The sequence below is a fragment of the Variovorax sp. DAIF25 genome (assembly GCF_050711835.1).
In the GTDB taxonomy this organism is placed as follows: Bacteria; Pseudomonadota; Gammaproteobacteria; order Burkholderiales; family Burkholderiaceae_C; genus Variovorax.
On record NZ_CP136636.1, the window covers coordinates 4,865,334 to 4,890,167 of the forward strand.

A 24,834-nucleotide genomic window follows, 5' to 3' on the forward strand; every position below is an offset into this window, starting at 1 on the left:
CGCGCCGCCGGTCTCTCAGGCCGGCAACAGCCGCCACCATTCCGAGCGCATCGGCAAGGCGCCGCCGGCCTCCTCGACCTGGCCCAGCAGCAGGCCATCGGCCCCCGCGCCGTGCACCACCAGCCGCAGCAGTTGCTCCGCATCGCGATTCAGCACGAAGCTGCCGTCGCCGCGCCAGCCCAGGCAGCGGCCGACCTCGGCCAGCGCCAGCGCGGGCTGGCTCTGCATGAAGGTGAAGGGCATGGTGAGCCCCGCATCGAGCTGCTCGAGCCCGGTGCAGGTCGCGGCCCAGGGCCCGCGCCGGCTGCCGACGCGCAGGCGTGCACCGGCCGGCAGCGCGGCCTCGCCGGCCGCGTCGATGCAGCGCAGCGCGCCATGCATCGCGAGCTCGGTCCAGGTGCCGACGCGGCGCGGCCGGTAGCCGAGCCGCTGCACCAGCTGTGCGTGCCAGTCGTCCGGCAAGGGGTCGGCACCGACATGCGCGACGATGCGCCAGCCCTCGATCATGGCGCGCCCTCCCCCGCATCCTCGAGCACCAGCGCCGCATGGCCGCCACCGAAGCCCAGCACGTTGAACAGCACATGACGCAGTCCGCGCGGCGCCGAGGCACTCAGCGACAGGCCCAGCGCCGCGTCGGGCGCATGCGTCGCCACCGGCCAGGCGCCGTGCGCGATGCAGCCGGTCAGCAAGGCCAGCTCGGCCGCGCCCGAGGCGCCGAGCGTGTGGCCGATCGCGGTCTTGAACGACACCAGCGGCGGCAGCGGATCGAACAGCGCGCGCAGCGCCTGCGCCTCCACCGCGTCGTTGCCGGGGCTGCCCGCGGCCTGCACCTTGACCAGGTCGATGTCGCGCGGCCGCAGCCCGGCCTGTGCGAGCGCGGCCTCGCACACGGCGCGCACCGCGCCCGCCTCGTTGCCCGCGGGATTGCTCCCGTCGACCCTGTTCGCGCCGCCCGCCACGCGCCAGCGCGCGGGCCGCGTGCGCAGCTGCAGCGCCGCGAAGGCCTCGCCGAGCACCAGCCCGTCGCGGCCGGCGCCGAAGGGCCGGGCGCCATCGGGCGACAGCAGCTGCATCGCGCCGAAGCCCGCCACGGTGAAGCGGTTGTCGGGCTCGGCGCCGAGCACCAGCGCCTCCTCGGCCCCGCCGCCGCGCAGCAAGTCCGAGGCCGCGAGGATCGCGTTGAGCGCCGAGGTGCAGGCCGTCGACACGGTGAAGACCGGGCCGCGCCAGGCGAGCGCGCCGGCCACGATCTCGGCGAAGTCGAGCAGGTCGCCGCCGAGCCGGCGGTCGTCCTTCTCGTGCTCCATGTGGCCGATGTCGAGCGAGGACGAGGCGACGAACAGCGGCGCGTCGCGCGACACCGCGCCGCCCGCGCGATCGGCCTGCGCCACCACCGCGCGCGCGCGCCGGCGCACGCGTTCGTCCCAACCGCCATCGCTCGCCGACAACTGGTAGACGGGCCACTGCGCCTGCGCCGACACGGCCACCGGCACGGGCCGCACACCGCCCGCGCGCAAGCTGGCGAGCGCCACGTCCAGGTCGTCGCCCAGCGCGCAGGCCAGCCCCACGCCGCCGAGGTACACATCCCTCATCGCGCGTTCATGCCTTCTGCTCGCGCAGCAGGTGCTCGGCCAGGTGCGCGACCGAGCTCAGCGCGCGGCGCGTCTCCTTGCTGTCGGGCATGCGCACGCCGAAGGCCTGCTGGATCGCCATCGACACCTGCAGCGCATCGAGCGAGTCGAGGTCCAGCCGCGCCTCGGGGCCGAACAGGGCCTCGTCGTCCGACAGGCCGCCGGGCGGCGGCTCCTTCTCGACGGCCTCGAGCACCAGCGTCTTGAGCCGGGCGATGAATTCGGGAGTGACGAGGTTCATGGCGTGCGCCTGCGAAAGAGAAAGACCGCGAGCACGAACATGGCGGCCGCGAACACCACCAGCCGGCCGACCTGCGGCAGCGTTTCGGCCACGCCGCCGCCGCGCAGCAACACGGTCAGCAGGGCCTCGAGGCCCCAGTTCATCGGCGAAAGCTCGACCAGCCGCTGCATGAAGCCCGGCATCACGAACTTGGGCACCATGATCCCGCCCGCGGCCGCCATCAGCACGTTGACCATCGGCCCGATGGTGGCGGCCTGCGCATGGCTGCGCACCGCGCAGGCCAGCGCCAGCGAGAGGCTCACGGCCGCGAAGCTCACCGCGCCCAGCGCGACCAGCAGCGCGCCCCAGTCGATGCCCGCGAGCGAGAGCGCATCGCCGCCGATCAGCGGCATCAGCCAGATGCCCGCGGCCAGCATCAGCGCGGCCTGTACCGCGTTCACCGCGAGATAGGGCAAGGCCTTCGAAGCCAGCAGCATGGCGCGCGAGACGCCCAGGCTCTGCAGCCGGCCCAGCGCGCCCGAGCCGCGCTCCTGCACCAGCAGGCTCGAGAGCGAGGCCACCACGAAGAACATGCCGAACACCAGCCAGGCCGGCACGTTCTGCTGCACCGAGGTCGGCCGCGGCCCGCTGCTCGCGAAGCGCTCGGCCTGCACCAGCGCCTGGATCGAGGCGCCCTGCGCCGGCCCCGCGGTGCCCGGCACCTGCAGCGCGAGCCGCGCCTTGAGCTCGCCCGAGGCGCCGACCAGCTCGGCGCGCAGCGCGTTGTGCAGGTTGCTGTCGATGCCGGGCTCGGTCAGCAGCTGGATGTAGGGGCGCGTCGAGAGCGCCACCGATTCGAGCTCGTCCGACAGCCCCGGCTGCAGCACGATCACGTACTTGAGCTCGCCGCGGCGCAGCCGCGCCTGCCAGTCGGCGCCCAGCGGCTCGGGCGCGCCATGCGCCTTCTGCCACAGCTGCAGCAGCCACTGCGCGGGCGTGCCGTTGTCGCGCACGTCGACCGCGTAGTTCAGCGCGGCCAGCGGCGGGCGGTAGATGTCCTTGAGCGTCAGCGACATCAGCACGATGAAGATCATCGGCATCAGGAACAGCGCGGCCAGGCCGTGCATGTCGCGCCGCAGCGCGAGCAGTTCCTTCTTGATGAGGGCCCGGAGCATCGGTGGTCAGTCCCGCAGCGAGCGGTGGGTGAGCGCCATGAACAGCTGCTCGAGGTCGTGGCGGCCGAACTCGGCATGGCGCACCTCGATGCCCGCGGCCTCGAGCGCGGCCAGCACCGGGGCCGGGCCGGTGCCCGGATGCAGGTGGATGCGCCAGTGCACGCCGCCCTGCTCCACCGTGCCGAAGCGCGAGAGCATCTGCGCATCGAGCCCATCGGCCGCCAGCGTGAGCAGCATCGCGTTCTTCGACAGCAGTTCCTCGAGCGAGCCCTCGCGCAGCACCCGGCCGTGGTCGAGGATCGCCACGCGGTCGGCGATGGCCTCGATCTCCTCCATGTAGTGCGAGGCATAGATCACCGCCGCGCCCGCGTGCGCCAGGCCCTTGATGGCGTCGAGCACGAAGGCACGCGACTGCGGATCGACGCCGACGGTGGGCTCGTCGAACAGCATCAGCTCGGGTTCGGGCAAGAGCGCGATCGCGAGGTTGAGCCGGCGCTTGAGGCCGCCCGACAACCGCTCGGCGCGCGTGCCCGCGAAGGCCTCGAGCTGCGCGAACGCGAGGCAGGCCGCGATGCGCTCGCGCTTGCGCGCGCCCGCGAGCCGGCCCGCGGCGGCGAAGCAGGCCAGGTTCTCGGCCACGGTGAGCATCGGGTAGAAGGCATGGTCCTGCGGCGCCACCGCGATGCGCGTGGGCGCCTGCGCGCGCACCTGCGCGAGCGGCACGCCATCGATGCGGATCTGGCCCGACTGCACCGCGAGCGCGCCCGACAGGTGCGAGATCAGGGTGGTCTTGCCCGCGCCGTTGGGCCCGAGCAGGCCGAGCACGCAGCCGCGCGGCACGGACAGCGACACGGCGTCGAGCGCGTTCGCCTGGGCGTGCGGGTAGCGGTGGCTCAGCCCCTGCAGTTCGAGCATCAGGACACGGCGGCCTTGAGGTCGCGGAAGAAGCTCTGCTCGCGCTGCGCCTGCTCGCGCAGCAGCGCCGCGAGCTTCGCCGGATCGACCGCCTCGCGCCCCTTGACCATGCGCGCGGCCTTGAGCGCGAAGGCGCGCCAGTCGTCGCCGATGACCGTGAGGCGGTCGGACATCTGCAGCAACTGCGGCTTGCCGAGCAGCGCGGCGGCCTCCTGCAGGAAGGCCGCGTAGATGAAGCGGAAGCCGGCACCGCCGGTGCCGATCTCCTCCTGCATGCGCACCAGGTGGCCGATGAAGGCCACGGTGCGCGGATCGGCCGGCGCGAGCTTCGCGATGCGGCCGGCCAGGGTGCGCATGCCGCGCACGCCGACGATGGGCACCGGCGCGAGCATGTTGCGCACGGTCTTCAGGATCGCCTTGCGCACCGCGCCCGCGTCGACCGCCTTGCGCTCGATCGCCTGCGGGTAGTACATGAGCCCCTTGGGCGCGAGCACGCCCTTGGCGAAGCGGGCGCGCGCCAGGTCGGCGCTGGCGCAGCGCACCGGCTCCTCGAACACCGGGTCGCTGATCAGGTACTCGTCGCCCTCCTTGCCATAGACCAGCAGGTTGTGCGCATTGAAGTGGAAGCGCATGTTGGGCGGGAAGTACGGCAGCCAGTAGACCGAGGTCTGCAGGCCCACGAGGTGGCCGTCGGCGAGCAGCGCGTCGAGCCGGCGCTGGCCGTCCTCGGGGCTTCTGAAGGTCTCGAAGCAAAAGCGCGCGGCCATCGGCGCGAGCAGGCCCTTGATCATCGCGCGCGGCGGCATGCGGTAGGAGATCAGCGGCAGGCCCGAGAGCTTGATGAACGGCAGGTAGGCGAACGACAGGCCCGAGGACAGGCCCAGCGCCATGCTCTCGGTCATCGCGGGCACGCCGTGGTGGCGCATCAGGCTCGAGATCACGCCGCTCTCGCAATGAGCGGCCTGGCTGTGGCGGAAGCCGGCGTCGGCGACCGGTGCGGCGATGGCATTCATGGCAGTTCCTTGAGCGCTGCGACGGACAGGCCCAGCGCCTGCGCATAGCGCGCGAGCTGGTCCCCGGAGAGCGCCGCGAAGTGCCGCGGCTGCAGGTGGCGCCGCACGCGCCATTGCCAGAAGCCGCTGGTCTGCGACAGCAGCGCCACGTCCATGCGGCGGTCGTACATCCAGTATTCGAGCGGCGAGGCCAGGCCCTGCGCCACGCGCTCGCGCGCCGTTGCGGCCTGCGCCACCAGCGTGTCGACCGCGTGGGTGGTGACGATCTCCTCGGCCTCCCAGCCGCGCGAGGTGGTCGTGACCACGCGGCCCTGCGCATCGCGCGCGTACATCAGCTTGGCGTGGCCCGCGAGCGTGGCGTTGCCTTCCTGGGGAACTGCGTCGAGGTCCATGTCAGCGTCTCTCCTTCGCCATCGGCTTCGTGTCAGACGGCCTCGAGGTAGATGAAACCGCTCGAGAAGCGGCCGCTCTCGGGCACGAACATCAGCAGCTTGTGGCCGGGCCGGATGCGGCCCGAGCGGAACAGCTCGTCGAGCATGATGTAGGGCGAGGCGGAACCGGTGTTGCCCTTGCTGACCAGGTTGCTGAACCAGCGCTCGCGCGGAATCGCGAAGCCCATCTGCTCGAGGCAACGCGCCACCGGTTCCACGAAGTAGCTCGACGACAGGTGCGGCAGGAACCAGTCGACGTCCTCGGGCCGCAGGCCGCGCTTCTCGACGATGGCCGCGAGCGGCTCGCCGAGCGTGGCGCGCACGATGTTCTCGTTGAGCAGCCGCACGTCCTGCTTGATCGCGAAGGTGGAGTCGCGGTGCCAGTCGCGCGGCGCGGTGCGGGCCCAGCCGGTGAGGCTGCCGTCGGCGTTGCGGTCGGCGCCGGCATACATGCACACCGGCAGCTCGTGCGCGGCCGAGGAGAGATCGATCCACTCGACCTTGAGCGACAGCGGGCCGCGCGGCGCGCGCTCCAGCAGCACGGCGCCCGCGCCATCGGACAGCATCCAGCGCAGGAAGTCCTTCTCGAACGCGATCTCGGGATTGGTCTCGAGCAGGTCGATGCGGTGCTCGATCTCGGCCTCGAAGCGCGAGCCGCGCATCAGCGGCGAGGCCAGCTCCGAGCCGGTGGCCACGGCACGCTCGGCATCGCCCGCGCGCACCGAGAGCCAGGCGTGCTTGAGGGCGGTGGCGCCGGCCAGGCAGATGCCCGCGCAGGCCACCACCTCGAGCCGCGGCCAGCCGAGCTCGCCGTGCACCATCACCGCATGGTTGGGCATCAACTGGTCGGGCATCGAGGTGCCGGTGACGAGGCAGTCGATGCGCCCCAGCTCCTCGGGCGTGCCCAGGTTGCGGATCGCCGCGGCGGTGAGCTCGGCATTGCTCATGGCCTGCAGGCCGGTCGCGCGGTCGATCGCATAGTGGCGCGACTGGATGCCGTTGCTGCGCAGGATCAGGCGTCGCGCACGCGACACCCGGTCGCCGACGCGGCCCAGGACTTCTTCGATGTCTTCGTTGCTGACCGGAGCAAAAGGCAGGAAGGCGGCGGTACGGGTCAGGAAGACATCAGTCGTCATAGAGATGGGAACGGTCCGTGGCCGAGCCGGAGGGCCACTCGAAATGGGCGGTCATTCTAGTCAGCCACCCTCGCAGCAGAGGGCGCAGCAGCGCCTGCAGCGTGAGGCTCACCGGGACCACGGTGACGATCAGCGCGAGCAGGAACAGCACGTACAGCACCAGCAGCGGCTTGCGCTGCCAGGCCCCGGGACCGCCGGCGGCCATCAAGAGCTTGCCCCAGAGGAAGAAGCTGCGCGTGCCGGCCTTCTCGCTGACCAGCAGCCGCGCGTTGGCGTTGACCGCGCCCAGGCCCGCGAGCAGCGGCGCGGTGCCGCGCTCGAGCCCCTGGTGCAGCGCATCGCGCAGCGCGCGGCCGAAGCGCACGGTGCACGCGATCTGGCCCGGCTCGAGGCCCGCGTCGGGCATGCCCCAGAAGCCGCGCTTGCGGCCCCAGACCAGCCAGGCCGGGGTGGTGAAGAAAGTGGCGAGCGTGGGGCCCGGATCGGTCAGCACCACGTTGTCGATCAGCCGCGCATCGATGGCGGCCAGCAGGCCCTTGAGCTTCTCGTGCGCGAGGTGCCACATGTTGCGGCAGGCGATCACCGTGACCACGGGCTTGCCCTGGAGCAGGCGCGCCGCCACCGGGTGCTTGAGGAAGGCCGTGATCGGCTGCGAGGGCGCGAGGAACCACACCTGGTAGGGCAGGATCACGAGGTCGAAGTCCTCCTCGCCCGTGAGCGCCAGCGGCTGCAGCGCGGGCGGCTTCATGTGCGCGGTCTCGGGAAAGGCGTCGAAGAAGCGGATGAAGCCCCAGGGGAACGGAAAGGGCCGCACCGGCCGCAGCGTCTCCACGTGCACCGCGATCGCCGGGTCGTCGCGCAGCGGCGCCACGATCCGCTCGGCGACGCTGCCGAGCTGGCCGGTCTGCGAATAGTGGATCACGAGCACGCGCTTGGCGATGGGGGGCGCGACGGCCTCGGAAGGGCTGGACAAGCTGGAATTCACGGGTGGGCGGTTCGAAGGGCCGTCGAATGTACGCGATGCCCCGGCATCGCGCATCTGCCATAGGTCATGCATCGAAAGGATGCGGCCAACCGGCGACGCGCGGCGTACGAGGACTCGTAGGCCCCGGGGCCGCATGCCGGGCGCGCATGCAAAAAAGGGGCCGCGCCTCGCGGCACGGCCCCTGCGGGCAGGGTTCGGGCGATCGTCCCGATCAGCGAACCTTGCCTTCCTTCCAGGCCGTCAGCAGCTTGTTGTAGTCGATGGTCTCGCCCTTGGGCTTCTCGTTGGCCAGCTTCTTCCACGGCGCGTGGTCGTCGCTCAGGTACTTGGCTGGGTCGCCCTTGGGATTGAGCTTGGGCGCGCACTTGGCCATGCCGGCGCGCTCGAGGCGGGCCATCACGTTGTCCATCTCGTCGGCCAGGTTGTCCATCGCCTTCTGCGGGGTCTTCTCGCCGGTCACGGCCTCGGCCACGTTCTTCCACCACAGCTGCGCGAGCTTCGGATAGTCGGGCACGTTGGTGCCGGTCGGGGTCCAGGCCACGCGCGCCGGGCTGCGGTAGAACTCGATCAGGCCGCCGTACTTGTTGGCGTTCTGCGTGAAGTAGTCCGAGCGGATGTCGCTGTCGCGGATGAAGGTCAGGCCGGTGATCGACTTCTTCAGCGAGGTGGTCTTGGCGGTGATGAACTGCGCGTAGAGCCAGGCCGCGGCCGTCTTGTTGGCGTCGTGGCCCTTGAAGAAGGTCCACGAGCCCACGTCCTGGTAGCCGTTCTGCATGCCCTGCTTCCAGTACGGGCCGTTCGGGCCGGGGGCCATGCGCCACTTGGGCGAGCCGTCCTCGTTGACGACCGGCAGGCCCTTCTTGGTCATGTCGGCGGTGAAGGCCGTGTACCAGAAGATCTGCTGCGCGATCTGGCCCTGCGCCGGCACCGGACCGGATTCGCCGAAGGTCATGCCCATGGCTTCCTTGGGCGCGTACTTCTTCATCCAGTCGATGTACTTGGTGAGCGCGTAGACCGCGGCCGGCGAATTGGTCGCACCGCCGCGCGACACCGATGCACCGGTCGGCGTGCACTTGTCGGCCGCCACGCGGATGCCCCATTCGTCGATCGGCATGCCGTTCGGGATGCCCTTGTCGGCCGCGCCGGCCATCGACAGCCAGGCATCGGTGAAGCGCCAGCCCAGCGACGGGTCCTTCTTGCCGTAGTCCATGTGGCCGTAGATCGGCTTGCCGTCGATGGTCTTCACGTCGGTGCTGAAGAACTCGGCGATGTCCTCGTAAGCACTCCAGTTCAGCGGCACGCCCAGGTCGTAGCCGTACTTGGCCTTGAACTTGTCCTGCAGGTCCTTGCGCGCGAACAGGTCGGCGCGGAACCAGTAGAGGTTGGCGAACTGCTGGTCGGGCAGCTGGTAGAGCTGGCCGTCGGGCGCGGTCGTGAAGCTGGTGCCGATGAAGTCCTTGAGGTCGAGGCCGGGGTTGGTGAACTCCTTGCCCGCGCCGCCCATGTACTCGGTCAGCGACATGATCTTGCCGTAGCGGTAGTGGGTGCCGATCAGGTCGGAGTCGGAGACCCAGCCGTCGTAGATCGACTTGCCCGACTGCATCGAGGTCTGCAGCTTCTCGACCACGTCGCCTTCCTGGATCAGGTCGTGCTTGACCTTGATGCCGGTGATCTCCTCGAAGGCCTTGGCCAGCGTCTTCGATTCGTATTCATGGGTGGTCAGCGTTTCGGAAACGACCGACACCTCCTTCACGCCCTTGGCCTGCAGCTTCTTCGCGGCCTCGATGAACCACTTCATTTCCTCCATCTGCTTGTCCTTGGACAAGGTCGAAGGCTGGAACTCGCTGTCGATCCATTTCTTGGCTTCGGCCTCCCCGGCCGACGCACCGTGCGCGGCGAACATCGCAGCCGCCAACGCCAACGCTGTGTAGCGCATCTTCATGAACGTGTCTCCTCGGTTGATTGCTTCCCCGGCTTTGTCGATCGCGGCTCCGGGGAGGCGGAGAGCCGGATTCGTTGTGGAAAGAAGAAGGCGCGCCGCGTTCAGCCCTTGCGCAGGATCAGCGCGAGCAGCGCCATCGACAGCACGAAGCTGATCCAGACCGAGGGCTCGGCCTCGAGGCTGAACCAGGCCTGGAACTTGTCGGCCAGGCCGACGAAGGCCAGGTTGACGTAGGCGGCCGACAGCAGGCCGATGAACAGCCGGTCGCCGCGCGTGGTGGCGATCGGCAGCCAGCCGCGGCGCAGCGTGGTCGGCGACTTGAGCTCCCACACCGTCATGCCGGCCAGCATGAGCACGATGCAGATGAAGAAAACGGCCACCGGGGTGGTCCAGACCATCCAGTCGAACATCTCTGTTGTCTCCTCAGACGCGGCCCATCGCAAAGCCTTTTGCGATGTAGTGGCGCACGAACCAGATCACGATCGCGCCCGGCACGATGGTCAGCACGCCGGCCGCCGCCAGGGTCGCCCAGTCCATGCCCGAGGCGCTCACGGTGCGCGTCATCGTCGCCACGATCGGCTTGGCGTTCACGCTCGTGAGCGTGCGCGCCAGCAGCAGCTCGACCCAGCTGAACATGAAGCAGAAGAAGGCGGCCACGCCCACGCCGGCCTTGATCAGCGGCAGGAAGATGGTGAGGAAGAAGCGCGGGAACGAATAGCCGTCGATGTAGGCCGTCTCGTCGATCTCGCGCGGGATGCCGCTCATGAAGCCTTCGAGGATCCAGACCGCGAGCGGCACGTTGAACAGCAGGTGCGCGAGCGCCACGCCCAGGTGCGTGTCCATCAGGCCGACCGTGCTGTAGAGCTGGAAGAACGGCAGCAGGAACACCGCGGGCGGCGTCATGCGGTTCGTCAGCAGCCAGAAGAACACGTGCTTGTCGCCGAGGAACGAGTAGCGCGAGAAGGCATAGGCCGCCGGCAGTGCCACGGTCAGCGAGATCACGGTGTTGATCGCCACGTAGATCAGGCTGTTGATGTAGCCCGAGTACCACGACTCGTCGGTGAAGATGCGCGCGTAGTTGGCCCAGGTGAGCTGCTGCGGGAAGAACGAGAAGCTCGAGAGGATCTCCTCGTTCGTCTTGAAGCTCATGTTGATCATCCAGTAGATGGGCAACAGCGCGAACAGGATGTACAGCACCAAAAAGATGCTGCGCTTGTGGAACCGCTTGTCGTTCATTGCTCTTTCTCCACCTCTTGCGTACCCACCCGCTGCATCCAGTTGTAGAGCACGAAGCACAGCAGCAGGATGATGAGGAAATAGATCAGCGAGAACGCCGCCGCCGGACCCAGGTCGAACTGGCCCACGGCCTTCTGCGTCAGGTACTGGCTCAGGAAGGTGGTGGCATTGCCCGGCCCGCCGCCCGTCAGCACGAAGGGCTCGGTGTAGATCATGAAGCTGTCCATGAAGCGCAGCAGCACCGCGATCATCAGCACGCCGCGCATCTTGGGCAGCTGGATGTAGCGGAACACCGCGAACTTGCTGGCGCCGTCGATGCGCGCGGCCTGGTAGTAGGCATCGGGGATCGAGCGCAGGCCGGCATAGCACAGCAGCGCCACCAGCGGCGTCCAGTGCCAGACGTCCATCACCAGCACCGTGAGCCAGGCGTCGGTGGCGCTACCGGTGTAGTTGTAGTCCACGCCGAGCTTCTGCAGCGCGTGGCCCAGCAGGCCGATGTCGGCGCGGCCGTAGATCTGCCAGATGGTGCCGACCACGTTCCAGGGAATCAGCAGCGAGAGCGCCACCACCACCAGCACGGCCGAGGACTTCCAGCCCTTGGCCGGCATCGACAGCGCGAGCGCGATGCCCAGCGGGATCTCGACCAGCAGCACCGCGAGCGAGAAGCCGAGCTGGCGCCACAGCGCCTGGTGCAGCTCGTCGTCGCGCATCACGGCGGCGAACCATTCGGTGCCGACGAAGACGCGGCGCTCGGGCGAGATGATGTCCTGCACCGAGTAGTTCACCACCGTCATCAGCGGCACGATGGCCGAGAAGGCGACGCAGATCAGCACCGGCAGCACGAGCCACCAGGCCTTCTGGTTGATCGGTTTGTTGGTGGCGTTCATGCGACCAGCTCCTCGTCCTTGTAGTAGCAGGTGTGCGCATCCAGCACGCGCAGCCACACGGTGTCGCCCACCGCGGGCGGCTGCTCGTCGGGATGCAGGCGCACCTTGAGCGGGCTGCCGTCGCCGCCCTCGGTACGGGCACTCACCATCGTGTAGGTGCCCACGTCCTGCACCTGTGCCACCGTCGCGGGCACGGCGCCGCCGGCACCGGCCGGGGCCAGCCGCAGGTATTCGGGACGGATGCCGATCTTGAGTTCGCCCGCCGGCAGTTCGCGCGTGGGCACCAGCGGCGTGCCCGCCACCTCGATGGTGCCGTTGGCGCTGCGGGCCGCGAGGAAGTTCATGCCCGGCGAGCCGATGAAGTGGCCGACGAAGGTATGGGCCGGGCGCTCGAACAGCGCGTCGGCGCTGCCCACCTGCACCGCCTTGCCACGCGTCATCACCACCACCTCCTCGGCGAAGGTCAGCGCCTCGACCTGGTCGTGCGTGACGTAGATCAGCGTGAGCTTGAGCTCGCGGTGGATCTGCTTGAGCTTGCGCCGCAGCTGCCACTTGAGGTGCGGGTCGATCACGGTCAGCGGCTCGTCGAACAGCACCGCCGAGACGTCGCTGCGCACCAGGCCGCGGCCCAGCGAGATCTTCTGCTTGGCATCGGCCGCGAGGCCCGCGGCGCGCTGGTTGAGCTGGCCGCTCATGTCGAGCATCTCGGCGATCTCGCCGACGCGCTTCCTGATCTGGTCGGCCGGCATCTTGCGGTTGCGCAGCGGGAACGCGAGGTTCTCGGCCACGGTCATCGTGTCGTAGATCACCGGGAACTGGAACACCTGCGCGATGTTGCGTTCCTGCGGCGTGGCCTGCGTCACGTCGCGGCCGTCGAACCTGACCGTGCCCTGCGAGGGCACGAGCAGGCCCGAGACGATGTTCAGCATGGTGGTCTTGCCGCAGCCCGAGGGGCCGAGCAAGGCGTAGGCGCCGCCGTCGCGAAAGCTCATCTTGAGCGGCAGCAGCGCATAGTCGCTGTCCTGCGTCGGGTTCGGGCGGTAGGCGTGGGCCAGGTCGAGGTCGATGCGGGCCATCTCAGTTTCCTTTGCGCCATGCCGGCGCGCGCGCCAGCTTCTCGCCGGCATCGAACACATAGGCCCGCGCCGCGCTGAAGTACAGCGTGATCGAGGCCCCCAGCTCGAAGCGGTGCACGCCGGTGAGCTGCGCCACCAGTTCGCCGACCGCGGTCTCCACGTGCACGAAGGTGTCGGAGCCCGAGATCTCGGCCAGCTCCACGGTGCCGGGCAGCGCGATGTCGCCCTCGCCCGCTTCCACGTCGAGCGCGCTCGCGCGCAGCCCGATGGTGACCGCGCCCGCCACCGACTCGGGCAGCGCGAGCGCCAGCGCCGGCCCGCGCGCCAGCTGCACGCTGCCCGCGGCGGCGGTGCCGGCCAGCAGGTTCATCGGCGGATCGCTGAAGGCGCGCGCCACGCGCAGCGACTGCGGCGCATGGAACACCTCGGCGGTCGGGCCGTACTGCAGCAGCTCGCCGGCATCCATCACCGCGGTGTGGCCGCCGAGCAGCAACGCCTCGCCGGGCTCGGTGGTGGCGTAGATCACGGTCGAGTCCCCGGCCGCGAACAGCTGCGTGAGTTCCTCGCGCAGGCCTTCGCGCAGCTTGTAGTCGAGGTTCACCAGCGGCTCGTCGAGCAGCATCAGCGGCGCGTTCTTGGCCAGCGCGCGCGCCAGCGCCACGCGCTGCTGCTGGCCGCCCGAGAGCTCCTGCGGATAGCGGTCGAGGAACATGCCGATGGACAGCTTGTCGGCCAAAGCGCGCACGCGCGCGTCGATGTTCGATTCGCCGCGCAGCTTGAGCGGCGAGGCGATGTTGTCGGCCACCTTCAGCGAGGGGTAGTTGATGAACTGCTGGTAGACCATCGCCACGTTGCGTTCGCGCACCGGCATGCCGGTGACGTCCTGGCCGTCGACCAGCACCCGGCCCTCGGTGGGCGTGTCGAGGCCGGCCATCAGCCGCATCAGGCTGGTCTTGCCGGCCTGCGTGGCGCCGAGCAGCACGGTCACCGCGCCGCTCTTCGGCGCGATGCTCTGCTCGTAGAGCCAGGTTTGCGCGCCGACCTTCTTGGTCACGCGCTCCAGTGACAGCTGCATCAGCCTTCCCTCCCTTGCATTGCCGGAATCTCCTGCCGCGCATCCAGCCAGTCGGCCACCTGCCGGCGCTGCTGCGGCGTGTAGCGCAGCCCGAGCTTGGAGCGGCGCCACAGCACGTCGTCGGCGCTCACCACCCATTCGTCGCGCTGCAGGAAGCGCAGCTCGCGCTCATGCAGGCCGGGCGCCACCTCGGCGCCGAGGTCGGCCATCGATGCCGCATCGCCGAGCAGTTCGCCGATGCGCGCGCCGTAGGCACGCGCGAGCCGGCGCGCGAGCTTCGCGTCGAGCCAGCCGTAGCGCTGCTGCACGGCGGCCAGGAAGCGCTCGAAGTCGCCGTCGGGCCGCTGCGCCGCGCCGATCCAGGCCGACAGGTCGCCGCCCGCGAGGAAGGCGCCCTCGGTCCAGGCCGGGCGCTGGCTGTTCGGCTGGCCCAGCATGCGGCCGACCTCGTCGGCGGCGTCCTCGGCCAGCTTGCGGAAGGTGGTGATCTTGCCGCCCCACACCGACAGCAGCGGCGCGGCGGCGGTGTTCGACTCGAGCATGTAGTCGCGCGTGACCGCCGACGGATCGCCCGAGGCATCGTCGAGCAGCGGGCGCACGCCCGAGTAGGTCCACACCACGTCGCTCGGCGCGATCGGCTGCTCGAAATAGCGGCTGGCCTGGGTGCAGAGGTACTCGACCTCCTCGTCGGCGATGCGCGCCGCGCCCGGGTCGTCGCCATGCAACTCGATGTCGGTGGTGCCGATCAGCGTGAAGTCGTCCTGGTAGGGGATCGCGAAGATGATCCGCTTGTCGGGGTTCTGGAAGATGTAGGCGTGGTCGTGCGCGAACACGCGCGGCACCACGATGTGGCTGCCCTTCACGAGGCGCAGGCTCTTGGTGGCCAGTGCCTCGCCGTTGGCGGGCTTCGCCACGCCGCGCAGGAAGGATTCGGCCCAGGGCCCGGCGGCATTCACGACCGCGCGGGCGCGCACCGTGCGGTGCGTGCCGTCGGGGCCCTCGAGCACCGCGGTCCAGCCGTCGGCCTCGCGGCGCGCATGCACGCAGCGGGTGCGCGTGAGCACCTCGGCGCCGCGTGCGCGCGCATCGAGCGCGTTGAGCACCACCAGCCGCGCGTCGTCGACCCAGCCGTCCGAATAGACGAAGCCGCGCTTGAACTGCGGCTTGAGCGGCGCGCCCGCGGCATGGGTGCGCAGGTCCACGCCGCGCGAGGCCGGCAGCACCTCGCGTTTGGCGAGGTGGTCGTAGAGGAACAGGCCGATGCGGATCATCCAGGCCGGGCGCATCGAGGGGTCGTGCGGCATCACGAAGCGCAGCGGCCACATGATGTGCGGCGCGCTCTTGAGCAGCACCTCGCGCTCCTGCAGCGCCTTGCGCACCAGCGAGAACTCGTAGTACTCGAGGTAGCGCAGCCCGCCGTGGATCAGCTTGGTGGAAGAAGACGAGGTATGGGAAGCGAGATCGTCCTTCTCGCACAGCACCACGCGCCAGCCGCGGCCCGCGAGATCGCGCGCGATGCCGCAGCCGTTGATGCCGCCGCCGACGATCAGCACATCGCAGTCGGTGGCCGGTGCCGGCGGATTCTGGGAGAGATCGCTCACTGGAATGCCACCCGTCCTTTCGCCCGTCTCTTGTTGTTTCGATGCGTGACCAAAGTCACCGAAGGCGGCCATTGTATTTTCGGTTTTTTTCATTTGAGTTCCTTATGGCGCGATTTTCCTCCGAGTTTTCCCTTAGAGATGTTCGTTTTTTTTCGTTCTATAAAGTGACGCGCCCAACGCCGGGTCACCGGCCATCCCGTGTTTTTTTGCGTACTCTCGGCTTACTTTCATTCGTTTTCGCCCCCACTCAGTGAATTCCAACCCTCGCCAGATCAATCTCCTCGACACCGTGCGCGCGCGCGGCTCGGTCACGGTCGAACAGCTCGCCGACATGCTCGGCGTGACCCTGCAGACCGTGCGGCGCGACGTGCAGCGGTTGGCCGACGAAGGCCTGCTGACCCGCTTCCACGGCGGCGTGCGCGTGCCGAGCTCGACCACCGAGAACATCGGCTACCAGCAGCGCGAGACACTGCATGCCGACGGCAAGGCGCGCATCGCGCGGCGCGTGGCCGAACTGGTGCCGAACGACTGCTCGCTGATCCTCAACATCGGCACCACGACCGAGGCGATCGCGAAGGCGCTGATGCGCCACAGCGGCCTGCGCGTGATCACCAACAACCTGAACGTGGCGACCATCCTGAGCGGCAACAGCCAGTGCGAGGTGATCGTGGCGGGCGGCTCGGTGCGCGCGCGCGACCGCGCCGTCGTGGGCGAGGCCACGATCGATTTCATCCGGCAGTTCAAGGTCGACATCGCGCTGATCGGCGTGTCGAGCATCGAGTCCGACGGCTCGCTGCGCGACTTCGACCTGCGCGAGGTGAAGGTGGCGCAGACCATCATCGCGCAGGCGCGCGAGGTCTGGCTCGCGGCCGACGCGAGCAAGTTCAACCGCCCCGCGATGATCCAGCTCGGTACCCTGTCTCAGATCGACCGCCTCTTCACCGATGCGGAACCGCCCGATCCCTTCCCGACGCTGCTGCGCGACGCGCAGGTGCGGCTCGAGATCGCCCGGCCCCATCAGACCCCGAAGGAATGACTCCCGCATGACGACCACCTACCTGCTCGCCCTCGACCAGGGCACCTCCAGCTCGCGCAGCATCGTGTTCGACCGCGGCGGCCACGTGGTGGCCATCGCGCAGAAGGAACTCAAACAGATCTATCCGCAGCCGGGCTGGGTCGAGCACGATCCGCTCGAGATCTGGGACAGCCAGCTCGCGACCGCGCGCGAGGTCATCGCCAAGGCGAAGCTGCGGCCCGAGGACATCCATGCCATCGGCATCACCAACCAGCGCGAGACCACCGTGCTGTGGAACCGCAAGACGGGCAAGCCGGTGCATCACGCGATCGTGTGGCAGGACCGGCGCGCCGAGCCGCTGTGCGCCCAGCTGCGCGAGGAGGGCCTGGCCGACACCATCCGCGAGAAGACCGGCCTCGTGATCGATGCCTACTTCTCGGGCACCAAGCTGCGCTGGCTGCTCGACAACGTGCCCGGCGCCCGCGAGCAGGCCGAGCGCGGCGAGCTCGCCTTCGGCACCATCGACAGCTGGCTGATGTGGCAGCTCACGGGCGGACGCAAGCACGTGACCGACGTGAGCAATGCCTCGCGCACCATGCTGTTCAACGTGCACAGCAACCAGTGGGATGCCGAGCTGCTGGCGGCGCTACGCATCCCCGCCGAGCTGATGCCGGCGGTGCAACCCTCGGCCTCGCACTTCGTCGACACCGACGCCGCGCTGCTGGGCCGCTCGCTGCCGGTGGGCGGCGTGGCCGGCGACCAGCAGAGCGCGCTGTTCGGCCAGGCCTGCTTCGAGGCCGGCATGGCCAAGAACACCTACGGCACCGGCTGCTTCCTGCTGATGCACACGGGCGAGGCCTTCCAGCCCTCGAGCAACGGCCTGCTCGTGACCAGCGCGGCGCAGACCACGGCACAGCCGCAGTACGCGATGGAAGGCAGCGTGTTCGTGGGTGGCGCCGTGGTGCAGTGGCTGCGCGACGGCCTCAAGGCGATCAAGGGCAGCGCCGAGGTGCAGTCGCTGGCCGAGAGCGTGCCCGACGCGGGCGGCGTGATGATGGTGCCGGCCTTCACCGGCCTGGGCGCGCCCTACTGGAACGCCGACGCGCGCGGCACCATCACCGGCCTCACGCGCGGCACCACCGTGGCCCACATCGCGCGCGCCGCGCTCGAGAGCATCGCCTACCAGAGCGCCGCGCTGCTGCAGGCCATGAGCCGCGACGCGGTGGCCGCGGGCGGCAAGCCGGTGGCCGAGCTGCGCGTCGATGGCGGCGCCAGCGTGAACGACCTGCTGATGCAGTTCCAGGCCGACCTGCTGGGCATCCCGGTGGTGCGGCCCGAGGTGGTCGAGACCACCGCGCTCGGCGCGGCCTACCTCGCGGGGCTGTCGACCGGCGTCTACGGCGACGTCGGCCAGCTCTCCAAGCTGTGGAAGGTGGAACGCCGCTTCATGCCCACCATGGGCCGCGCGCAGGCCGAGGAATCGATGGCGCGCTGGGAGCGCGCGGTGCGCCAGGCCACGCAGGCCTGAGCGCCTGGACCGGGCCTACCAGCCCCAGGTGAGGCTGGTCGCGACCCAGCCGACCGCGCCGCCCTCGTGGCGCACCTTGGTCCACTTGCCGCGCCGCTCGAGCGTGCGCAGCACGTCGCCATAGCCGGCCTTCTTCACGATCGGGCTGCGCGCGCCCGGCGCGCGCCGCAGGTTCGCCACCTGCGCCTTCACCACGCGGTGCGGCACCTTGTTGGTCATCGAGCGGTAGACCCAGGCACGGTCACCCTCGAAGTCGCGCACCTGCAGCCAGTCGCCCTTGCGCTGGAGCACCTGGAACGGATAGCCGTGCGTCACGGTCCAGTGCGCGGGGTTGCCCACGCCCGGGCCGCTGCGCAGATTGAGCGTCTTGACCGCGGAGCTGACCATCTCGCGCGCCCACGCGGCCGGGGCCGAGACGAGCAGCAGGGTCATGACGAGGAGGAGTGCGGGCAGTCGGCTGAATCCGTTCATGGAGGAGGGTTTCCTTTCTCGAGCGCAAGGGTTTTCCAGAGGGCCGGCGAGGCCGGCGCGAGCCTTTCTGGGCCGCGTGCGCCGCAGAAGTTCCGCGACCGATCGACGGCTGGTCGATACTTGCGCGATGCCTCCGCCTCCCAGGAATCATCGAAACGACCGTGCGCGGCGAGTGCCGCGCCCCCTTGCATGGGCCGCCACGGCCACGCTGCTCGCCCTCGGCCTGCTCGTGTCGGGCTGCACCGACGGCTACCCGAGCGAGGATGCGCCGAACGTGCGCCACATGACGGGCGACCAGCATCTGCGCGCCCTCAACGGCTACCTCGCGCTCGGCGCGACCGCGAGCGGCACCGTGCACCGCAAGCTCGTGAGCCAGGACGACTGCCACGTGGTGCTCAAGAAGCGCCGCGAGGCCGGCCAGGTCCAGCGCATCGTGATCCCGCTGCTCGAGACCAGCGTGGAGATCGCCACCCAGCCCACCGGCAGCGGCCTGCGCGTGAAGCTCGCGCAGCACCTGGAAGACGGCGAGCGCGAGGTCCGGCTCAAGCTCGACCTCGATCGCTGGATCGATGCGGTCGCCTGGCGCTCGCACTTCCAGCAATTGCAGATGAACTGCCGCGAGATCAGCGAGGGCGCCGCGGCCGCGTAGTCGTCCTCGGGGACGGGCGAAGTCCTCGCGGGCGGCGGGGGCACTGCCGGCGACGCCGGCCCGGAGCGGCAGAATCCGCCTGCGCCCCACCCTCCGCCTGCCCCGCTTGACCCCGCCGCCCGCCCAAGCCCCCGACCTGCTCCAGGCGCCGGCCATTCCCTCCCCCGATACCGCGCGCAGCAACGGCCTGCTCGCCTGCGGCGTGGTGGCCGCCACCCTGCTCGCGATGATCGTGCTCGGCCACGACGGGCGTCGCATCGCGCAGCTCGCGGTGCTGGCGCTGCCGATGGTGCTGTGGCTGGCCTGGCCGGTGCGCAGCGCGCGCGTGCGCCGCTGGCGCACCGTGCTGGCCTGCGCCTGGACCCTGGCCTTCGCCGTCGACGGCGCCTTGCGCGCCTACCTGCTCGACACCTACCAGGCCGCGCCCGACGGCGCCATGGTGCTGAGCGCCGCGGCCAACACCAATGCGCGCGAGAGCGGCGAGTACCTGCAGATGCACTGGCGCTCGGCGCTGCTGTGGAGCGGCGCGGCGGCCGCGGCCGCCCTGCTGGTGGCGGCCTTCGCGCGGCGCGGCGCCACCGCGGCGAACGACGGCCCGCGCACGCGCCCGCCGGCCTGGGCCACGGCGCTGATCGCGTTGCTGCTGCTGGTCGCCTGCGTCGGCTACGCCAGCAAGCCCTGGCGCCGGCTGCACCCGGTGGCCTTCTGGTCGCAGTGGGCGCAGTCGGTGCATGCGCTGCGCGGCCTCTGGGCCGACCAGGAACGCACGCGCAAGCAGATGCTCGCGCGCGCCAAGGCCATCGCGCCCGTGGTCGAGCGCGCGGGGCCCTCGACCGTGGTGCTGGTGATCACCGACAGCATCAACCGCGACAACATGGGGCTCTACGGCTATGGCCGTCCGACCACGCCGCGCCTGCTGGCCCACAAGGCGCAGGCGGGCGCGCACATGGAGGTGCTGCGCAACGCCTGGTCGGTCGATGCCACCACCGTGCCCGCGTTGCGCAACATGTTCCATTTCGGCCTGCCCGAGAGCGAGAACCCGCCGCACCTGATCGCGCTCGCGCGCGCGGCCGGCTACAAGGTCTGGTGGATCAGCAACCACGACGACCTCGCGATCGAGCAGCAGCATGCGCGCTACGCCGACGTGGTCGACATGGTCAACCGCACGCCGGGCCGCGCGAGCGCCTCGCTCGACGGCGAGATCCTCGACTGCATGCAGGAAGCGCTGGCCGACACCAGCGCCGACCGCAAGCTGATCGTGGTGCACCTGATGGGCGCCCATCCGCACTACAGCCTGCGCTTTCCGCCCGACGCCAATCCCTTCGACGACAACATCGACGCGGTCGAGACCGGCCTGGTGAAGAACGGCCGCTCGGCCTGGGTGCGCCACTACCGTCACGAGTACGACGCCGCCCTGCTCTATCACGACTTCGTGGTGTCCGAGCTGCTGCAGCAGACGCGCAGCGCGGGCTTGCCGCAGGAGCACCGCGCCTGGATGTACCTGTCGGACCATGGCCAGGAAGTGGGCCACGGCAGCGACCGCGCGGGCCACAGCCCCGCGACCGCCTCGGGCTACCGCATCCCGACCGTGATCTGGCGCCATCCGCAGACACCGTTCGCGGGCCATGCACCGCAACAGCCGCAGCAACCGTTCCGCGCCGACTGGGCCGGCTGGACGCTGATGAACCTGCTCGACATCCGCTGGAACGGCCAGCGGCCCGAGCGCGACGTGCTCGGCGCCGGCTACCGCTGGGAGGCGCCCGTGCTGCCGGTGGCGGTGGAGTCGTTCGAGCGCTGAGCTCGAAGCGGTGGCGGCGGTGCGCTCAGGCCGCGCCGTACATCACGTCGGAGCGCAGCACGTACTTCGTGCCGGCTTCGATGGCCGCGCCCTCGTGCCAGGTGTCGTGCACGAACAGCAGTGCCGCGCCGGCCTCGGGCTTCACGCGGAAGTCGCGGAAATCGGTGTCGCCGCCCGTGAAACCGTCGTTGAGATAGACCAGCAGCGTGAGCCGGCTCGTGCGGCCGTCCTCGTGCCAGGGGCCGTCCTTGTGCATCTTGAAGCGCTGGCCCGGCAGGTACTTGTAGAAGCGCAGCTCGCGCGGCAGCGCCAGCGCCGATTCGCCCTCGAGCTGCGGCAGCTCGACCTGGCGAAGGCGCTGCCAGATCAGCGCCACCCATTCGGGCGCCGCGAGCATCGCGCGCTCGTTGTTGCGGATCGCGGGCATGGCCTTGGGGCCGTCGGCGGTACGCACGCCGGCCGCCGCGAAACCCTCGCGCTCGGCCAGCGCGATCAGCGCCGCGCATTCGTCGACGCAAAGAAATCGCTCGACCGAAAACGCGCGCGGCGAATGGACCACGAGGTTCATTCGCCGCTTTCGCCCCGGGAGGTCGCCGTTCAGTGCGCCGGCACCAGGAAGTCCTGGCTGATGCGCACGCCGAGTTCGTTCACGCGGTCGAGGAACTGCGTGAGGTAGGCATGCAGGCCGGTGGCGAGGATCTCGTCGACGCGCGCGTACTGCAGGTCGGCCAGCAGCTTGCCGGCACGGCGCTGGGTTTCGGCGCTCTGCTCGTTCTGCACCTTCGCGAGGTTGGCCACCACCTCGGCCAGGCTCGCATGCAGCGAGCGCGGCATGTCGGCGCGCAGGATCAGCAGCTCGGCCACGCGCTCGGGCTTGATCACGTCGCGGTAGACCTTGCGGTAGACCTCGAAGGCCGAGACGCTGCGCAGGATCGCGCTCCAGTGATAGAAGTCGTACTCCTGGTCCTCCTCGGTGGCGGCACCGAAGAACTCGCTGTTGAGCGCGTGGAACTTCACGTCGACCAGCCGCGCCGTGTTGTCGGCGCGTTCGAGGAAGGTGCCCAGGCGCGAGAAGTGGAAAGCCTCGTCCTGCAGCATCGTGCCCAGCGTGACGCCGCGCGAGAGGTGCGAGCGGAACTTGACCCATTCGAAGAACTGGCCGGGGTCGCGCTCGAAGTCGCCCGCGCGCAGCATGCGATTGACCTCGAGCCAGGTGGTGTTCTGCGTTTCCCAGGCCTCGGTGGTCAGCGCGCCGCGCACCGCGCGGGCGTTCTCGCGCGCGGCCTTGAGGCAGGAGACGATCGAGGACGGATTGCTCTCGTCCTTGACCATGAACTCCATCACCTCGTTGGGCGCGATCTGGTCGTACTTCTGGTTGTACGAGGGCAGCAGCTCGCTGATCGAGAGCACGCCCTGCCAGCCGTACTTGGCGACCTCGGCCGACTGCGGCAGCAGCGAGGTCTGGTAGTTGACGTCGAGCATGCGCGCGGTGTTCTCGGCGCGCTCGGTGTAGCGGGACATCCAGTAGAGGTGGTCTGCGGTGCGGGACAGCATGTGGTTCTCCGGGCTTCTTGCACTCAGGCCGACTGGCTCTGCGACTGGGACTGCGTCTTCGGCTTGGCCGTGCGGTCGGCCTCGAGGATCCAGGTGTCCTTGGTGCCGCCGCCCTGCGAGGAATTGACCACCAGCGAGCCTTCCTTGAGCGCCACGCGCGTGAGGCCGCCGGGCACCATCTGCACCTCGCTGCCCGAGAGCACGAAGGGCCGCAGGTCGATGTGGCGCGGCGCGATGCCGGCGTCGACGAAGGTCGGCGAGGTCGACAGGCTCAGCGTGGGCTGGGCGATGTAGCCGTCGGGCTTGGCGATCACGGCCTTCTTGAAGTCCTCGATCTCGGCCTGCGTGGCGGCCGGGCCGATCAGCATGCCGTAGCCGCCGGCGCCGTGCACTTCCTTGACCACCAGGTCCTTCATGTTGTCGAGCGTGTACTGCAGCTCGTCCTTGTTGCGGCACATGTAGGTCGGCACGTTCTTGAGGATCGGCTGCTCGCCGAGGTAGAACTCGATCATCTTCGGCACGTACGGATAGATCGACTTGTCGTCGGCCACGCCGGTGCCCACGGCATTGCAGATCACGACGTTGCCGTCGCGGTAGGCGCGCATCAGGCCCGCGCAGCCGAGCGTGGAACTCGGGCGGAACACCTCGGGGTCGAGGAAGTCGTCGTCGACGCGGCGGTAGATCACGTCGACGCGCTTCGGTCCGCGCGTGGTGCGCATGTAGACGAAGTTGTCGCGCACGAACAGGTCCTGCCCCTCGACCAGCTCGACGCCCATCTGCTGCGCGAGGAAGGCGTGCTCGAAGTAGGCGCTGTTGTACATGCCGGGCGTGAGCACCACCACCGTGGGCTCGGCCGTCGCGGCCGGCGCGCTGGCGCGCAGGGTCTCGAGCAGCAGGTCGGGGTAGTGCGCCACCGGCGCGATGCGGTTCTGGTTGAACAGCTCGGGGAACAGCCGCATCATCATCTTGCGGTTCTCGAGCATGTAGCTCACGCCGCTGGGCACGCGCAGGTTGTCCTCGAGCACGTAGTACTCGCCGTTGCCGCTGGCGTCGGGCGCGCGCACGATGTCGATGCCCGAGATGTTCGAGTAGACGTTGTGCGGCACGCTCACGCCCATCATCTCGGGGCGGAACTGGGCGTTGTTGAGGATCTGCTCGGCCGGGATGATGCCGGCCTTGATGATTTCCTGGTCGTGGTAGACGTCATGCAGGAAGCGGTTGAGCGCCGTGACGCGCTGTACCAGCCCCTTCTCCATGCTGTCCCACTCGTGCGCCGGAATGATCCGGGGCAGCAGGTCGAACGGGATCAGCCGCTCGGTGCCCGAGCCGTCCTCGTCCTTGGCGCCGTACACGGCGAAGGTGATACCGACCCGGCGGAAGATCATTTCCGCCTCTTCGCGCCGCGAACGCATCACCTCGCCGGGTTGCTTCGCTAGCCATTGGTCGTATCGCTTGTAGTGCTGCCGGATCGCGGCTCCCGCATAGGGGAGCTGCTCATACATCTCGTCGAATTTGTGCATGGAACGACCAATCTCCTTGAGCCATAGCTTAGCAAGTTCGAGGCCAGTAGAACCCCTGATGCCAAGCCCGGGAAGGCGGCGGTCGAAATTTTTTTCGCGCCTTCAGAGCACCGGGGCCTCGCCGGCGACGCGCTCGCGGCGCGGCGAGAGAAAGGCCTTGATGCGCTCCGCGCTCTCGTCGCCATAGAGGCTGGCGACGAAGAACTCGCGCTCGGCGTCGAGCTGTTCGCGCCGGCTGCGCCCGCGCGCCGCGTGCACGAGCTGCTTGATGCGCGCCTGCACCTCGAACGGGCCGCGCGCCAGCCGCTGCGCCCACTCGAGCGCCGCGGCGCAGGCCTCGCCGGGCGGCACCACCTTGTTGACCACGCCCCAGCCGTGCAGCCGCTGCGCCGTGCAGGGCGTGCCGTCGAGCAGCAGCTCGAGCGCGGCCTGCGGCGGCAGCGCGCGCGCCAGCGAATCGGTGGCGCCGCCGTCGGGCGTCAGGCCCATGGTCACGAAGGAGGTGGCGAACTTCGCGTCCTCGGCCGCCACGATCAGGTCGCAGGCCAGGGCCAGCGAGAAGCCGCCTCCGGCCGCCGCGCCCTCGACCGCGGCGATGACCGGCTGCGGCGCCGCCTCGATCGCGTGGATCCAGTCGTGCAGCGCCGCCAGGTGCTCGTGCTGCTCGGCGGCCGGCAGCCGGCGCTGGCGGGCCAGCCGGCGCAGGTCGCCGCCGCCGCTGAAGTGATCGCCCTCCCCGCACAGCACGATGGCGCGCACCGTGCGAAAGCCCGCGGCGTCGCGCATGGCCTTGGCCGCGGCGCGGTAGACCGCGGGGCTGAGCGCGTTGCGCACGCCGGGATTGCTGAGCGTCAGCACCAGCACCGGGCCGTCGCGGTGCGTCTTGAGCCGCGCGGCGGAGCTGGTGCCGGCATGGCTGCTGGTGATGGCCGGAGCGGCGCCCGTCATGGCGCGGCTCCGGGAAAAGGACGTGGAA

At 69.7% G+C, this 24,834-nt stretch carries 25 protein-coding genes; 4 read left to right on the forward strand and 21 right to left on the reverse strand.

Annotated elements, in window-relative coordinates; genetic code table 11:
* Nucleotides 1–15: 15 nt before the first annotated feature.
* The 16 genes from R0232_RS22380 to glpD all read right to left on the reverse strand — a co-directional run bounded on the left by R0232_RS22380 (nt 16) and on the right by glpD (nt 15,416).
* On the reverse strand, nt 16–507 hold the full coding sequence (locus R0232_RS22380) for a hypothetical protein (RefSeq protein WP_431509463.1): 492 nt from the start codon (nt 505–507) through the stop codon (nt 16–18).
* Nucleotides 504–1,592 (reverse strand): beta-ketoacyl synthase N-terminal-like domain-containing protein, encoded by a 1,089-nt coding sequence (locus tag R0232_RS22385; RefSeq protein WP_431509464.1) that lies wholly within the window; start codon nt 1,590–1,592, stop codon nt 504–506. Before R0232_RS22385 ends, R0232_RS22380 begins: the two co-directional genes overlap by 4 nt.
* A gap of 7 nt (nt 1,593–1,599) precedes the next feature.
* Nucleotides 1,600–1,872, reverse strand: coding sequence for an acyl carrier protein (locus R0232_RS22390; RefSeq protein WP_296798125.1), 273 nt, complete (start codon nt 1,870–1,872; stop codon nt 1,600–1,602).
* A complete protein-coding gene (locus tag R0232_RS22395; RefSeq protein ID WP_431509465.1) occupies nt 1,869–3,026 on the reverse strand; it encodes an ABC transporter permease in 1,158 nt (385 codons plus the stop codon). The genes R0232_RS22390 and R0232_RS22395 overlap by 4 nt, the downstream gene beginning before the upstream one ends.
* Nucleotides 3,027–3,032: 6 nt before the next feature.
* Nucleotides 3,033–3,941: an ABC transporter ATP-binding protein gene (locus R0232_RS22400; RefSeq protein WP_431509466.1), complete on the reverse strand. Its 909-nt coding sequence runs from the start codon at nt 3,939–3,941 to the stop codon at nt 3,033–3,035.
* A complete protein-coding gene (locus R0232_RS22405; RefSeq protein WP_431509467.1) occupies nt 3,941–4,954 on the reverse strand; it encodes a BtrH N-terminal domain-containing protein in 1,014 nt (337 codons plus the stop codon). Before R0232_RS22405 ends, R0232_RS22400 begins: the two co-directional genes overlap by 1 nt.
* Nucleotides 4,951–5,346, reverse strand: a complete 396-nt coding sequence (locus R0232_RS22410) for a hypothetical protein (protein WP_208508520.1) — start codon at nt 5,344–5,346, stop codon at nt 4,951–4,953. Before R0232_RS22410 ends, R0232_RS22405 begins: the two co-directional genes overlap by 4 nt.
* Before the next feature lie 32 nt (nt 5,347–5,378).
* On the reverse strand, nt 5,379–6,521 hold the full coding sequence (locus R0232_RS22415; RefSeq protein ID WP_431509468.1) for a beta-ketoacyl-ACP synthase III: 1,143 nt from the start codon (nt 6,519–6,521) through the stop codon (nt 5,379–5,381).
* Nucleotides 6,511–7,494: a dialkylrecorsinol condensing enzyme gene (locus R0232_RS22420; protein WP_431509469.1), complete on the reverse strand. Its 984-nt coding sequence runs from the start codon at nt 7,492–7,494 to the stop codon at nt 6,511–6,513. Before R0232_RS22420 ends, R0232_RS22415 begins: the two co-directional genes overlap by 11 nt.
* A gap of 223 nt (nt 7,495–7,717) precedes the next feature.
* The gene (locus R0232_RS22425) at nt 7,718–9,448 is read right to left on the reverse strand and encodes an ABC transporter substrate-binding protein (RefSeq protein ID WP_093354765.1); all 1,731 of its coding nucleotides are present in this window, start codon (nt 9,446–9,448) and stop codon (nt 7,718–7,720) included.
* A gap of 101 nt (nt 9,449–9,549) precedes the next feature.
* Nucleotides 9,550–9,858: a DUF2160 domain-containing protein gene (locus R0232_RS22430; RefSeq protein WP_093354762.1), complete on the reverse strand. Its 309-nt coding sequence runs from the start codon at nt 9,856–9,858 to the stop codon at nt 9,550–9,552.
* 13 nt (nt 9,859–9,871) lie between these two features.
* Nucleotides 9,872–10,684: a carbohydrate ABC transporter permease gene (locus tag R0232_RS22435; protein WP_296777404.1), complete on the reverse strand. Its 813-nt coding sequence runs from the start codon at nt 10,682–10,684 to the stop codon at nt 9,872–9,874.
* The gene (locus R0232_RS22440; protein ID WP_203201731.1) at nt 10,681–11,571 is read right to left on the reverse strand and encodes a carbohydrate ABC transporter permease; all 891 of its coding nucleotides are present in this window, start codon (nt 11,569–11,571) and stop codon (nt 10,681–10,683) included. The genes R0232_RS22435 and R0232_RS22440 overlap by 4 nt, the downstream gene beginning before the upstream one ends.
* Nucleotides 11,568–12,647 carry an ABC transporter ATP-binding protein gene (locus tag R0232_RS22445; protein ID WP_296798109.1) on the reverse strand — a complete coding sequence of 360 codons (1,080 nt, stop codon included), beginning with the start codon at nt 12,645–12,647 and terminating at the stop codon, nt 11,568–11,570. Before R0232_RS22445 ends, R0232_RS22440 begins: the two co-directional genes overlap by 4 nt.
* 1 nt (nt 12,648) lies before the next feature.
* Nucleotides 12,649–13,722 carry an ABC transporter ATP-binding protein gene (locus tag R0232_RS22450; RefSeq protein WP_431509470.1) on the reverse strand — a complete coding sequence of 358 codons (1,074 nt, stop codon included), beginning with the start codon at nt 13,720–13,722 and terminating at the stop codon, nt 12,649–12,651.
* Nucleotides 13,722–15,416, reverse strand: a complete 1,695-nt coding sequence (gene glpD, locus R0232_RS22455; protein WP_431509471.1) for a glycerol-3-phosphate dehydrogenase — start codon at nt 15,414–15,416, stop codon at nt 13,722–13,724. The genes R0232_RS22450 and glpD overlap by 1 nt, the downstream gene beginning before the upstream one ends.
* Nucleotides 15,417–15,573: 157 nt before the next feature.
* Here glpD and R0232_RS22460 point away from each other — a divergent pair, with 157 nt between their 5' ends.
* Both R0232_RS22460 and glpK read left to right on the forward strand, forming a co-directional pair.
* Complete coding sequence (locus tag R0232_RS22460) at nt 15,574–16,359, forward strand: DeoR/GlpR family DNA-binding transcription regulator (RefSeq protein ID WP_093354748.1); 786 nt, start codon at nt 15,574–15,576, stop codon at nt 16,357–16,359.
* Nucleotides 16,360–16,366: 7 nt separating this feature from the next.
* On the forward strand, nt 16,367–17,866 hold the full coding sequence (glpK, locus tag R0232_RS22465; RefSeq protein WP_431509472.1) for a glycerol kinase GlpK: 1,500 nt from the start codon (nt 16,367–16,369) through the stop codon (nt 17,864–17,866).
* A 15-nt stretch (nt 17,867–17,881) separates the two neighbouring features.
* On the opposite strand, the gene R0232_RS22470 is transcribed toward glpK, so the two are convergent.
* The gene (locus tag R0232_RS22470; protein ID WP_256223038.1) at nt 17,882–18,298 is read right to left on the reverse strand and encodes an SH3 domain-containing protein; all 417 of its coding nucleotides are present in this window, start codon (nt 18,296–18,298) and stop codon (nt 17,882–17,884) included.
* Between the two features lie 211 nt (nt 18,299–18,509).
* Between R0232_RS22470 and R0232_RS22475 the strand changes: the two genes are divergently transcribed.
* Together R0232_RS22475 and R0232_RS22480 are read left to right on the forward strand one after the other, a co-directional pair.
* Nucleotides 18,510–18,986 carry a hypothetical protein gene (locus tag R0232_RS22475; RefSeq protein WP_208508513.1) on the forward strand — a complete coding sequence of 159 codons (477 nt, stop codon included), beginning with the start codon at nt 18,510–18,512 and terminating at the stop codon, nt 18,984–18,986.
* Nucleotides 18,987–19,212: 226 nt separating this feature from the next.
* Nucleotides 19,213–20,784, forward strand: coding sequence for a phosphoethanolamine transferase (locus R0232_RS22480; protein WP_431512923.1), 1,572 nt, complete (start codon nt 19,213–19,215; stop codon nt 20,782–20,784).
* 25 nt (nt 20,785–20,809) lie between these two features.
* Here the strand turns inward: R0232_RS22480 and R0232_RS22485 are convergent, their stop codons facing one another.
* The 4 genes from R0232_RS22485 to R0232_RS22500 all read right to left on the reverse strand — a co-directional run bounded on the left by R0232_RS22485 (nt 20,810) and on the right by R0232_RS22500 (nt 24,806).
* Entirely contained in the window at nt 20,810–21,352 is a 543-nt protein-coding gene (locus tag R0232_RS22485; protein WP_431509473.1) for a prolyl hydroxylase family protein, read from the reverse strand.
* A gap of 29 nt (nt 21,353–21,381) precedes the next feature.
* Nucleotides 21,382–22,338, reverse strand: coding sequence for an alpha-E domain-containing protein (locus tag R0232_RS22490; protein WP_431509474.1), 957 nt, complete (start codon nt 22,336–22,338; stop codon nt 21,382–21,384).
* Nucleotides 22,339–22,361: 23 nt separating this feature from the next.
* Nucleotides 22,362–23,858, reverse strand: a complete 1,497-nt coding sequence (locus R0232_RS22495; protein WP_093354736.1) for a circularly permuted type 2 ATP-grasp protein — start codon at nt 23,856–23,858, stop codon at nt 22,362–22,364.
* A 102-nt stretch (nt 23,859–23,960) separates the two neighbouring features.
* Nucleotides 23,961–24,806 (reverse strand): oxepin-CoA hydrolase, alternative type, encoded by an 846-nt coding sequence (locus tag R0232_RS22500; protein ID WP_431509475.1) that lies wholly within the window; start codon nt 24,804–24,806, stop codon nt 23,961–23,963.
* Between the last annotated feature and the right edge of the window lie 28 nt (nt 24,807–24,834).

Excerpts from the sequence above, each read along its gene's own strand:
- R0232_RS22380 (WP_431509463.1), bottom strand. The coding sequence starts at position 507 with ATGATCGAGGGCTGGCGCATCGTCGCGCATGTCGGTGCCGACCCCTTG.
- R0232_RS22385 (WP_431509464.1), bottom strand. The coding sequence starts at position 1,592 with ATGAGGGATGTGTACCTCGGCGGCGTGGGGCTGGCCTGCGCGCTGGGC.
- R0232_RS22390 (WP_296798125.1), bottom strand. The coding sequence starts at position 1,872 with ATGAACCTCGTCACTCCCGAATTCATCGCCCGGCTCAAGACGCTGGTG.
- R0232_RS22395 (WP_431509465.1), bottom strand. The coding sequence starts at position 3,026 with ATGCTCCGGGCCCTCATCAAGAAGGAACTGCTCGCGCTGCGGCGCGAC.
- R0232_RS22400 (WP_431509466.1), bottom strand. The coding sequence starts at position 3,941 with ATGCTCGAACTGCAGGGGCTGAGCCACCGCTACCCGCACGCCCAGGCG.
- R0232_RS22405 (WP_431509467.1), bottom strand. The coding sequence starts at position 4,954 with ATGAATGCCATCGCCGCACCGGTCGCCGACGCCGGCTTCCGCCACAGC.
- R0232_RS22410 (WP_208508520.1), bottom strand. The coding sequence starts at position 5,346 with ATGGACCTCGACGCAGTTCCCCAGGAAGGCAACGCCACGCTCGCGGGC.
- R0232_RS22415 (WP_431509468.1), bottom strand. The coding sequence starts at position 6,521 with ATGACGACTGATGTCTTCCTGACCCGTACCGCCGCCTTCCTGCCTTTT.
- R0232_RS22425 (WP_093354765.1), bottom strand. The coding sequence starts at position 9,448 with ATGAAGATGCGCTACACAGCGTTGGCGTTGGCGGCTGCGATGTTCGCC.
- R0232_RS22430 (WP_093354762.1), bottom strand. The coding sequence starts at position 9,858 with ATGTTCGACTGGATGGTCTGGACCACCCCGGTGGCCGTTTTCTTCATC.
- R0232_RS22435 (WP_296777404.1), bottom strand. The coding sequence starts at position 10,684 with ATGAACGACAAGCGGTTCCACAAGCGCAGCATCTTTTTGGTGCTGTAC.
- R0232_RS22440 (WP_203201731.1), bottom strand. The coding sequence starts at position 11,571 with ATGAACGCCACCAACAAACCGATCAACCAGAAGGCCTGGTGGCTCGTG.
- R0232_RS22445 (WP_296798109.1), bottom strand. The coding sequence starts at position 12,647 with ATGGCCCGCATCGACCTCGACCTGGCCCACGCCTACCGCCCGAACCCG.
- R0232_RS22450 (WP_431509470.1), bottom strand. The coding sequence starts at position 13,722 with ATGCAGCTGTCACTGGAGCGCGTGACCAAGAAGGTCGGCGCGCAAACC.
- glpD (WP_431509471.1), bottom strand. The coding sequence starts at position 15,416 with ATGAAAAAAACCGAAAATACAATGGCCGCCTTCGGTGACTTTGGTCAC.
- glpK (WP_431509472.1), top strand. The coding sequence starts at position 16,367 with ATGACGACCACCTACCTGCTCGCCCTCGACCAGGGCACCTCCAGCTCG.
- R0232_RS22470 (WP_256223038.1), bottom strand. The coding sequence starts at position 18,298 with ATGACCCTGCTGCTCGTCTCGGCCCCGGCCGCGTGGGCGCGCGAGATG.
- R0232_RS22480 (WP_431512923.1), top strand. The coding sequence starts at position 19,213 with ATGATCGTGCTCGGCCACGACGGGCGTCGCATCGCGCAGCTCGCGGTG.
- R0232_RS22485 (WP_431509473.1), bottom strand. The coding sequence starts at position 21,352 with ATGAACCTCGTGGTCCATTCGCCGCGCGCGTTTTCGGTCGAGCGATTT.
- R0232_RS22490 (WP_431509474.1), bottom strand. The coding sequence starts at position 22,338 with ATGCTGTCCCGCACCGCAGACCACCTCTACTGGATGTCCCGCTACACC.
- R0232_RS22495 (WP_093354736.1), bottom strand. The coding sequence starts at position 23,858 with ATGCACAAATTCGACGAGATGTATGAGCAGCTCCCCTATGCGGGAGCC.
- R0232_RS22500 (WP_431509475.1), bottom strand. The coding sequence starts at position 24,806 with ATGACGGGCGCCGCTCCGGCCATCACCAGCAGCCATGCCGGCACCAGC.